This window comes from Kocuria sediminis (assembly GCF_009735315.1).
Taxonomy (GTDB): Bacteria; Actinomycetota; Actinomycetes; order Actinomycetales; family Micrococcaceae; genus Kocuria; species Kocuria turfanensis.
Map to the genome: position 1 here is coordinate 82446 of NZ_WOGU01000003.1, position 9092 is coordinate 91537.

The following is a 9092-nucleotide window of genomic DNA, read 5'->3' on the forward strand; positions in this document are numbered from 1 at the left end:
TGAACTGCTCCCGAGTCCCCCATAGCGTCGCAGTTCCCCCCGGATGATCGGGGGGAACTGCGACCCTATGGGGGACTCGGCGCTCTGATGGGGGACTCGGCGCGCGGGGGGGGGTGGCCAGGGCGGGCGGCAGAGATGGAGCCGGCAGAGAGAGGGAGAGAGCAGGGCGCAAGCAGAGCACGGCGCAGGGGGTCAGAAGGGGCCGTAGGCGTCCGCCGTGTTCGACCAGATCCGCTCGCACAGCGGCTCCAGGTCCTGCTCGAGGATCTCGGCCATGCCGCGGACCGTGTAGTTGACCACGTAGCTGGCATTGGGCCGGCCCCGGTACGGGTGCGGGGTGAGGAACGGGGCGTCGGTCTCGGCGAGCACCAGCTCGGGGCGGGCGGTGCGCAGCGCGGCCTTGAGGTCGTGGCTGTTCTTGAAGGTCACGGTGCCGGAGAAGGACATGTACCAGCCGTGCTCGTTGCAGGTCCGGGCGAGCTCCGCGTCCCCGGAGAAGCAGTGGAAGACGGTGCGCTCCGGGGCGCCCTCCTCGAGCAGGACGGCGACGACGTCGGCGTGGGCGTCCCGGTCGTGGATCTGCAGCGCCTTGCCGGTCTCCTTCGCGAAGCGGATGTGCTCCCGGAAGGAGCGCCTCTGGTGCTCCCGGCCCTCCCCCTCGGTGCGGTAGTAGTCGAGGCCGGTCTCGCCGAAGGCCCGCACCCGGTCGTGCTCCCCCAGGGCGCGGATCTGAGCCAGCGCCTCGTCGAGGGTGCCGGCGGCGGCCAGCTTCGGCGCCTCGTTGGGGTGCAGGGCCACCGCGGCGAGGACCCGGGGGTCGGCCTGGGCGGCGGCCACGGCGAAGCGGGAGGACGGCACGTCGCAGCCGACCTGCACGAGCCCGCCCACCCCGGCCAGCGCGGCGGCGTCCGCGGCGTCGCGGACCGAGACCTGCACCCGGCCGTCCTGCAGGTCCAGGTGCGTGTGGTTGTCGACCACCGGGTGCGGCAGCGGCTCCGGCGCCGGCGGATAGGCGAGGTTGCGGCGGCGCCCGTCGTCGCCCTGGGCGGAGCGGCGCCGGGTGCCCTCCCCGGCGGGGGCGTCCTCGGGCACGGCGTAGTGCTCGGGCGCGTAGGCGGCGGGGGCCTCGCCGGCGGCGGGCTCGGGCCGGGTCACCGGGTCGGGCCACAGGGAGGCGGTGAGCAGGGTCGCGTTGGGGTCGGTCACGGGCGGCACCTCGGGGGACTCGGGGAACGGGGCGGGAAACACGCGGGCACCGACCAATCTACGAGCTGCGGCCGGACAGACATACTGGGAGCAGACGCCCGAGCAGGAAGCCGAGGAGCCCATGGAGTCCTTCCCCCAGTACACGCAGGCGGTCCTGGACCGGATCAACACGGTGATCGAGGGCAAGCCCGAGGCGGCCCGCACCGCCCTGAGCGTGCTGCTGGCCGGGGGCCACCTGCTCGTGGAGGACGTGCCGGGGGTGGGCAAGACCATGCTGGCCCGCACGCTGGCCTCGGCGATCGGCGGGTCGGTGGCGCGCATCCAGTTCACCCCGGACCTGCTGCCCACGGACATCACCGGGGTGGCGGTCTACGACCAGGCCCGGCGGGAGTTCGAGTTCAAGCCCGGCCCGGTGTTCGCCAACGTGGTCATCGGCGACGAGATCAACCGGGCCTCGGCCAAGACCCAGTCCGCGCTGCTCGAGTGCATGGCGGAGGGGCAGGTCACCGCGGACGGCACCACCTATCGGCTGTCCTCCCCGTTCATGGTGGTCGCCACGCAGAACCCGGTGGAGATGGACGGGACCTTCCCGCTGCCGGAGGCGCAGCGGGACCGGTTCACCGCCCGGATCTCGATGGGCTACCCGGACACCGCCGCGGAGACGGCGATGCTCGCCGACCACGGCGGCGGCTCCCCCCTGGAGGGGCTGCGCCCGGTCGTCCCGCTCGAGGACGCCGCCCGCCTGGTCGCCCACGTGCGCGGGATCCACGTCTCGGACGCCGTGCGCGCCTACGTGGTGGCGCTCGGCCAGGCCACTCGCGCGCACCCACAGATCCGGCTGGGCGCGAGCCCCCGGGCGCTGCTCCAGCTGCAGGCCACCGCCCGGGCGGAGGCCGCGCTCTCCGGGCGGGAGTACGTCCTGCCCGACGACGTCCGCGCGGTCGCGGTGCCCGTCCTGGCGCACCGGCTGATCCTGGACCGCCGCGCCGGCACCGACTCCGCGGAGGAGCTGGTGCGAGCGGTCCTGGACGAGGTCCGCGTCCCGGCCGAGCCGGCCTCCCGGGCCCGATGAGCCGCCGGCCGGAGACGGTGCGGACGGAGGACGGCGAGCGGGCGGAGCAGCCCGTGGACTCCCGCGCGCGGTTCACCGGCCGCGGCTGGGCATTCCTGGGGACGGGGACGCTGTGCCTGCTGCTGGCCACCTGGCTGGGCCGCAAGGACGTGCTGGCGCTGGCGCTGTTCCTGGGCGGGGCCCCGCTGTTCGCGGCCCTGTCCCTGTACCTGGTCAAGCCCCGCGTGCTGCTCAAGCGCGGGGTGGACCCGGCGCTGGTGACGGCCGGGGACTCGGCCGTGGTGCGTCTGCGGGTCCGGCACCGGTCCCGGCGCGCCGGCAGAGCCGCGGGTGCCGCGGGCGCCGTGGCCGTGCACGAGCGGGTCCCGGAGCCCCTGGGCGGGGACCGGGAGCTGAGCGTGCAGGCCGGCGGGGAGCCGGCCGCCTACACCGTCCGGCCGCGCCGGCGCGGGGTGTACGCACTGGGTCCGGCCACCGTGCGGGTCGCCGACCCGTTCGGCCTGGCCGCCGAGCTGCTCGACGCCTCCGAGCGCACCTCCCTGCACGTGGCCCCGGATCCCGTGGAGCTGCCCGAGATCCGCGCCGACCGGCTGCGCGAGTCCGGCACCGACCCCGCCCGCACCGCGCAGCCCCAGCCCGGCCCCGACAACGTGACCGTGCGCGAGTACCGGCACGGGGACCCTGTGCGCCGGGTGCACTGGGCCGCCTCCGCCAGGCAGGGCACGCTCATGGTGCGCCAGGAGGACCCCCGCAGCATCCGGCGGCTCAGTCTGCTCCTGGACCTCGACGACACGGCGTGGCCCGGGGAGCGGCAGTGGGCCGGTGTGCTCCCCAGCACGGCCGAGTTCGAGTGGGCCGTGTCCTTCACTGCCGCCGTGCTCGAGCACCTGACGCAGCGCGAGACCGCCGTGCACGCTCTGGACACCCGCGGCCGTCCCCTGCCCCGGGGCGGGGAGGACGACGACGCCGCGGTCCGCGGGCGCGTCACGGCGATCGACGACGACGCCGCCGAGGACGCCCGGCACGGACTGGCCCGGGTCCGGCCCCTGCCGGTGCCCGGGAGAATGGCCGGCAGCCGCAGCAGCAGCGGCATCCCCGGCACCCACGGCGGCCGCGGTGGGCGCGCCGACCGCGGCGGCAGCGGCAGCGCCGGCCCCGACAGCGGCCGCGGGATCGCCGGAGCCTTCGGCGGCGACGGCAGCGCGGAGCCGGGCTCCGCGCCCGGCGCCCGCCCGGAAGCCGGTGCCGGTGCCGGTGCCGACGACGGTCTGGCCGACCGGTTCGACCGCGACGGCCTGGTCCACCCGGTGCTGCTGGTCTCCGGCGACCTGGACCGGGCGGGCGCGCAGCGGATCCTGCACGGCACGCACCGGGCGGGCGCCGGCAGCGCGGTGCTGGTGGCCTCCGCCGCCGACCGGGTTCCGGACGGTGCGGCGGTGCTCGAGGCGGCGGGCTGGTCCGTCGTCGTCGTCACCGCGGCCACCGCCCCGGAGGAGGCCTGGGCGCACCTGGGCACCGGGTCCCGCACGGCCGGAGCACTGCGGTGACCGCCGCCGCCCCCGTGCGCGCCCCGGCCGCGCCCGGCACGCCCCCTGCACCCCGGCGCCGCGTGGCCACCGCGCTCGGCCTGGCCGGCACGGTGCTGCTGGCCGTCGCGCTGTCGTTCGTGGGGCCGGCCGCGGTCCTCGACGGCGCAGGCTGGGTCCCCGGCTGCCTGCTGGCCGCGCTCGCCGTGCTGGCCGCCACCGCGACGTCCCGGGTGCTGGGCCTGTCCGTGCTCGCGCCCCTGTTCGGGGCGGGCGCCCTGGCGCTGGCGCTCACGGTGCTGTTCCTGCGCGAGCCCGCGCTGCTGGGCTTCGTCCCGACCCCCGGCAGCCTCGCCCTGGCCGGAGAGCTCGGGCGGGAGGCCGCCGGGATCGCGGCGGAACGGCCCGCCCCGTACCCGGACACGACGGCGCTCGCGTTCGTCGCCGCCCTCGGCGCGGGCCTCGTGACCCTGTTCGTGGACACCGTGCTCGTGGTGCTGCGCCTGCCCGGGGTCAGCGCCCTGGGCGTACTGGCCCCGCTGGTGCTGCCCGCCCTGCTCCTGCCCGAGAGCGTCGGACCGACCGGGACCGCGGCGGCCGTGCTCGCCGCCCTGGTGCTGCTCGCCGGAGCCCGCCGCTTCGGCGCGGTCCGCGAGGCCCGCACCGCCGCCGCCCCGGGCACCTGGGCCCGGGCCCTGGTGGTGGTCGCCGGGGCGCTGGCGGTGACCCTGCTCGTGCCCGGTGTGGTGCCGGGCTTCGTCAACGGCGCGTTCCCCCAGGGCAGCGGGCCCGGCGGGGACCGGGCTCCCGGAGTGGGACCGCTGCGGGCCGTGGGGCTGGACCTGCGCTCGGCGGAGCAGCGGCCGCGCCTGGAGTACAGCACGAGCACCGGTGAGCCGGAACTGCTGCGGGTGCTCGTGCTCGACGACTTCACCGGGACCGAGTGGTTCCCGGACAGCACCGGCCTGGAGCCCGGCCTCGACGCCCTCGGCGCGGACACCGCCGGGCCCGACACCGGCGAGCGCAGCACCGCCGTGCGGCTGCAGGACTGGTCCGAGCGCTGGCTGCCCCTGCCCTGGGCGCCCGTCGGCGTCACGGGACTCGACGCCGGCGACTGGGCCGTGAGTCCTCAGCACCGCACCGTGCACGGGGACCGCGTCCCGCCCGAGGGCACCGCCTACGAGGTGCGGGCGGCGGCTGCCGAGCCCACGTCCGCACGGCTGCGCGAAGCGCCGGCCGCGTCGCGGACCCCGGCGCTGGCCCCGTTCCTCGAGCTGCCCGAGGACACCCCGGCGGCCCTGCGCGAGGCCGCGCGGGAACGGACCGGGGACGCCCCCACCGCGTTCGACCAGGCGCTGGCCCTGCAGGAGTGGCTGCGCTCGGAGGAGTTCCGCTACGACGTGGACGCCCCGGCCGCCCAGGGCTACGACGCCGGCGGCATGGCCGCGCTCGAGCAGTTCCTCGCCACCCGCACGGGCTACGCCGGGCACTTCGCCCCGGCGATGGCCGTCATGGCGCGCGAGCTGGGCATCCCGGCCCGCGTGGCGGTGGGCTACCTGCCACCGTCCACCGCGGCCGAGGGCTCTTTCGGGGGCGCCTTCACCGTCCTGCCGCGCGACGCCCACGCCTGGCCGGAGCTGTGGTTCGAGGGCACCGGCTGGGTGCGCTTCGAGCCGACCCCCGGCACCGGGGACGTGCCCGGCTACGCCGCCGAGGGCGCCGCCGACGACGACGAGGATCCGACGGAGGGAGAGGGCTCCACCGAGCCCACCGACGCGCCGACCGACAGTGCCACCCCGGCGAGCACGGCCGGGCCCGAGGAGAGCGGGGCGGCCTCGGCCGCTCCCACCGCCGTGCCGACGCCCGGGCCTCCCCCGGCGCCCGCGCCCGAGGCCGATCCCGGACCGGCCGGCTGGCTGGTGTGGCTCACCGGAGGACTGGCTGCGGCGCTGCTCGCCCTGCTCGCCGCCCTCCCCCGTCTGCTGCGGGACCGGCGGCGCCGACGGCGGATGCGCCTGCTCGGGGACGCCGGCGCCCCGGCGGACGCCCGGGCGGCGGCAGCCTGGGCGGAGCTCGAGGACCTCGCGGCCGACCACGGCCTGGGCCGGGCCGCCGCGGAGACCCCACGGGCCTTCGTGGACCGGGTCGCGGCGACCGTGCCCGGGGCCGCCGCTGCGCTGGGCCGCCTGGGCCGGGACGTGGAGCACGCCCTCTACGCGCCGGCAGCGGCGCCGTGGTCCCCCGAGGCCGCCCCCGCCGACCTCGCCGTGGTCCGTGCTGCGCTGGCCGGGCGCGGAGGGCCCGGTGCCCGGCGGGCCCGCTGGCTGCCGCCCACGTGGCGTCGCCGGCACTGATCGCCCCGCCCTGCCTGCCCCGCCGAGTCCCCAATCTTCGGACGCCCCGCCCGCCGAGTCCCCAATCTTCGGACGCCCCACCCGCCGAGTCCCCAAGGAACTCGCGAGTCCCCCGGTGTGATCATGGGGAAACGAGAGCTCCTTGGGGACTCGGCGGGTGAGGACTCGGCGGGTGGGAGCTCGGTGGGTGGGGACTCGGCGGGTGGGGACTCGGCGGGTGGGGACTCGGCGGGTGGGAGCTCGGCGGGTGGGGACTCGGCGGTCAAGGGGACGTCATCAGCGGGAGCGAGACGGAGGTCACCACTTGTAGTCGAGGAACTTGCCGTCGAAGGTGACCACGACGCGGTCGCCGTCCGGGTCCGGGCGGCGGGAGACGTCGACGCGGAAGTTGATCGCGCTCATGATCCCGTCCCCGAACTCCTCGTGGATGAGCTCCTTGAGGGCCGGTCCGTAGACGGCCAGGGCCTCGGCGAAGCGGTAGATGGTGGGGTCGGCCATCCGTGCCGGGTCGGCGCCGCGGGACGGCTGCCGCTGCAGGCTCTCGGCCACCGTCCCGTCCAGCCCGAGGAGCTCGCAGACCCGCCCGGCCTGTTCCGCGCTCAGCGGGTGCTGCCCGAGCAGCGCGGCGGTGGTCCACACCGGTGCGGCGCCGATCTGCTCGGCGATCTCGTGCCAGGACAGGCCGCGCCGCACCCGGGCGGCGACCACGAGCTCGGCGGCGTCGGATCTGGTCATGATGGGGGTCATCTGTGCTCCTCGGAACGACGGCAGGGCAAAAGGACGGAAGGGCGGAAGTGCGGAACGCCGGACGGGCGGGACGACGGTCGGGCGGTCGGTGCGGACGACTCGGGGCCGGCCGGCGGGACGCTCCAGGGGCGGGTCCGTCGGGCGGTCCAGGTCTGCGGGTACGCCCGACGGGCGCGGCCGGCCGGCGGGACGCTTGAGGGGCGGCTCCGCGGGTCCGTCGGGTGGTCCGGATCTGCGGGTGCTGCCGACGGGTACGGCCGACGGGCGCGGCCGGCCGGCGGGTCACTCCGCGGCGACGGGCACGTCCTGTGCCGCCGGGCGGGGGCGGGTGAGGCCCGTCCGGGCGTGGGTGGCGTAGAGGGTGAGCCCCACGAAGGTCAGGCCGCCCACCAGGTTGCCGAGCACGGTGGGGATCTCGTTCCACACCAGGTAGTCCATGACGGAGAAGTTGCCGCCGAGGATCAGGCCGGAGGGGAACAGGAACATGTTGACGATCGAGTGCTCGAAGCCCATGTAGAAGAACAGCAGGATGGGCATCCACATGGCGATCACCTTGCCGGAGACGCTCGTGGACATCATCGCGGCGACCACACCGGTGGAGACCATCCAGTTGCACAGCACGGCCCGGACGAACAGCGTCAGCATCCCGGCGGCGCCGTAGTCCGCGTAGCCGACCGTGCGGCCCTCCCCGATCGAGCCGATGGCCTGGCCGACCTCGCTGGGCGCGGTGGAGAAGCCGTAGGTGAAGATGATCGCCATCATGACGGCCACGGTGAACGCCCCGGCGAAGTTGCCGAGGAAGACGAGCCCCCAGTTGCGCAGCATCGAGCGCACCGTGACGCCGGGGCGCTTGTCGATCAGGGCCAGGGGCACCAGCGTGAACACCCCGGTCAGCAGGTCGAAGCCGAGCAGGTACAGCAGGCAGAAGCCGACCGGGAAGAGCAGCGCCCCGACCACCGCCTGACCGGTCTGCACGGTGACGGTCACGGCGAACGCCGCGGCCAGGGCCAGGATGGCCCCGGCCATGAACGCCCGGATCAGGGTGTCCCGGGTGGACATGAAGACCTTCGCCTCACCGGCGTCGATCATCTTCGTGACGAAGTCCGAGGGATGCACGTAGGACATGGCATGGCTCCGATGCGGGAAGAACGGGAGGTGCCGGGGACCCGGCTCTTCCCGATTCTGGGCGGGCCGTGTTTCCGCGCCGTGTCCGTGCAGGCACCACCGGGTCAACTCGGGCGCACCCGGGACGGGCCCCGCGGTGAGGCGCCGCCCTCAGCCCTTGCGGGCGGCCAGCACCGTCTCGTAGAGCTCCCGCTTTCCCACGCCGGAGCGCGCGGCGACCTCCCCGGCGGCGTCCTTGAGCCGGGCGCCTCCGGTCACCAGCGCCTCGACCTCGGCCACGAGGTCCTCGGGGCGGGCCGCCTCGGGGGCCGGGGCGCCGGCGACGACGACGGCGATCTCCCCGCGCACCTGACCCTCGGCGCACCAGTCGAGGAGCTCGGCGAGAGTTCCCCGCACGACCTCCTCGTGCAGCTTGGTGAGCTCCCGGGCGACGACCGCCCGGCGCCCGGGCCCGAACGCCTCCTGCAGCGCGCTCAGCATGACCTCGAGCCGGTGCGGGGCCTCGTAGAAGACCATGGTGCGGCGCTCGCCGACGAGTTCGGCCAGGCGGGCGGCCCGCTCCGAGGACTTGCGCGGCAGGAAGCCCTCGAACGTGAACCGGTCGGTGGGCAGCCCGGACACGGCCAGTGCCGTGAGCACCGCGGAGGGGCCGGGCACGGCGGTCACCGTCAGGCCTTCCGCCGCGGCGGCCTCGGCCAACCGGTAGCCCGGGTCGGAGACGGTGGGCATCCCGGCGTCGGACAGGACCAGCACGGTGGCCCCCGCGCGCACGGCGCCGAGCAGCTCGGCGACCCGCCCGGCCTCGTTGTGCTCGTGGTGGGTCAGCACCCGCCCGCGGGTGGTGACGCCGAGGCCGGCGGTGAGCCGGCGCAGCCTGCGGGTGTCCTCGACGGCGAGCACGTCCGCCGTCTCCAGGGCCTCCCGCAGCCGGGGCGGGGCGTCCCCGAGGTTGCCGATCGGGGTGCCCGCCAGCACGACCCGCCCGGGGCCCGCGGTGCCGCCGGCCGGGTCGGCGGGGGCGTCGGTCGGGGCGTCGTCGTGGGGTTCGGTGTGCACGGGTCC

The 9092-nt window shown here is 76.3% G+C and carries 7 protein-coding genes; 3 read left to right on the top strand and 4 right to left on the bottom strand.

The annotated features are described in order from the left end of the window. Positions 1–192: 192 nt before the first annotated feature. Positions 193–1206: a TatD family hydrolase gene (locus GMA12_RS04665; RefSeq protein ID WP_162459478.1), complete on the bottom strand. Its 1014-nt coding sequence runs from the start codon at positions 1204–1206 to the stop codon at positions 193–195. 121 nt (positions 1207–1327) lie between these two features. Here GMA12_RS04665 and GMA12_RS04670 point away from each other — a divergent pair, with 121 nt between their 5' ends. Genes GMA12_RS04670 through GMA12_RS18760 form a run of 3 tightly spaced genes read left to right on the top strand, consistent with a single transcriptional unit; the run spans position 1328 to position 6158 of the window. Next, positions 1328–2278, top strand: a complete 951-nt coding sequence (locus tag GMA12_RS04670) for an AAA family ATPase (protein WP_156267685.1) — start codon at positions 1328–1330, stop codon at positions 2276–2278. Next, entirely contained in the window at positions 2275–3825 is a 1551-nt protein-coding gene (locus GMA12_RS04675) for a DUF58 domain-containing protein (RefSeq protein WP_240898605.1), read from the top strand. The genes GMA12_RS04670 and GMA12_RS04675 overlap by 4 nt, the downstream gene beginning before the upstream one ends. Further along, a complete protein-coding gene (locus tag GMA12_RS18760; protein ID WP_156267687.1) occupies positions 3822–6158 on the top strand; it encodes a transglutaminase TgpA family protein in 2337 nt (778 codons plus the stop codon). Before GMA12_RS04675 ends, GMA12_RS18760 begins: the two co-directional genes overlap by 4 nt. A 297-nt stretch (positions 6159–6455) precedes the next feature. On the opposite strand, the gene cynS is transcribed toward GMA12_RS18760, so the two are convergent. From cynS to rsmI, 3 genes are all read right to left on the bottom strand, one after another. Continuing rightward, positions 6456–6905, bottom strand: a complete 450-nt coding sequence (gene cynS / locus GMA12_RS04695; protein WP_156267689.1) for a cyanase — start codon at positions 6903–6905, stop codon at positions 6456–6458. Between the two features lie 282 nt (positions 6906–7187). Next, positions 7188–8030, bottom strand: a complete 843-nt coding sequence (locus GMA12_RS04700) for a formate/nitrite transporter family protein (RefSeq protein ID WP_156267691.1) — start codon at positions 8028–8030, stop codon at positions 7188–7190. 150 nt (positions 8031–8180) lie between these two features. Beyond that, positions 8181–9086, bottom strand: coding sequence for a 16S rRNA (cytidine(1402)-2'-O)-methyltransferase (gene rsmI, locus GMA12_RS04705; RefSeq protein ID WP_370830379.1), 906 nt, complete (start codon positions 9084–9086; stop codon positions 8181–8183). Positions 9087–9092 lie beyond the last annotated feature (6 nt).